Origin of the sequence: Bacillus sp. S71 (assembly GCF_016625265.1) — a bacterium.
In the GTDB taxonomy this organism is placed as follows: Bacteria; Bacillota; Bacilli; order Bacillales; family Bacillaceae_G; genus Bacillus_A; species Bacillus_A cereus.
Map to the genome: position 1 here is coordinate 1 of NZ_JACVUW010000038.1, position 691 is coordinate 691.

Below are 691 nucleotides of genomic sequence, written 5' to 3' on the forward strand. Positions count from 1 at the left end.
CCTGTCACGCAGGAGATCGCCGGTTCGACCCCGGTCGGGACCGCCATTTTAACTTCTGCTAATTGGCAGTTGTTTTTTATTGGACATTATGGTACAATAACAGTTGTCTTTGAAAATAAGATATTTTTTTGATGGGCTATAGCCAAGCGGTAAGGCAACGGACTTTGACTCCGTCATGCGCTGGTTCGAATCCAGCTAGCCCAGCCATTTACGAGCCATTAGCTCAGTTGGTAGAGCATCTGACTTTTAATCAGAGGGTCGAAGGTTCGAATCCTTCATGGCTCACTTTTTGTTTTTTCCGCGCGGTCGTGGCGGAACGGCAGACGCGCTAGGTTGAGGGCCTAGTGGGGGAAACCCCGTGGAGGTTCAAGTCCTCTCGGCCGCATCAAAAAAATCTTAAAAAAGTACTTGCATTTGAAAATGTAGTATGATAAGATAATTGAGTCGCCAAAATACAACGACGAAAAAACATCATGAATAAGCGCCCGTAGCTCAATTGGATAGAGCGTTTGACTACGGATCAAGAGGTTAGGGGTTCGACTCCTCTCGGGCGCGCCAATTACGGGAAGTGGCTCAGCTTGGTAGAGCACCTGGTTTGGGACCAGGGGGTCGCAGGTTCAAATCCTGTCTTCCCGACCACGCGGGTGTAGTTTAGTGGTAAAACAAGAGCCTTCCAAGCTCTGGTCGAGAG

Annotated in this window: 5 tRNA genes; all 5 read left to right on the forward strand. The window is 48.9% G+C overall.

The features are described from left to right. Window positions 1-132: 132 nt before the first annotated feature. Window positions 133-207, forward strand: a tRNA-Gln gene (locus IBT51_RS26905). Between the two features lie 5 nt (window positions 208-212). Further along, a tRNA-Lys gene (locus IBT51_RS26910) sits at window positions 213-285 on the forward strand. 17 nt (window positions 286-302) lie between these two features. Further along, a tRNA-Leu gene (locus IBT51_RS26915) sits at window positions 303-385 on the forward strand. A 96-nt stretch (window positions 386-481) separates the two neighbouring features. Continuing rightward, a tRNA-Arg gene (locus IBT51_RS26920) sits at window positions 482-558 on the forward strand. A 4-nt stretch (window positions 559-562) separates the two neighbouring features. After that, window positions 563-639 (forward strand) — tRNA-Pro (locus IBT51_RS26925). The last annotated feature ends 52 nt before the right edge of the window (window positions 640-691 follow it).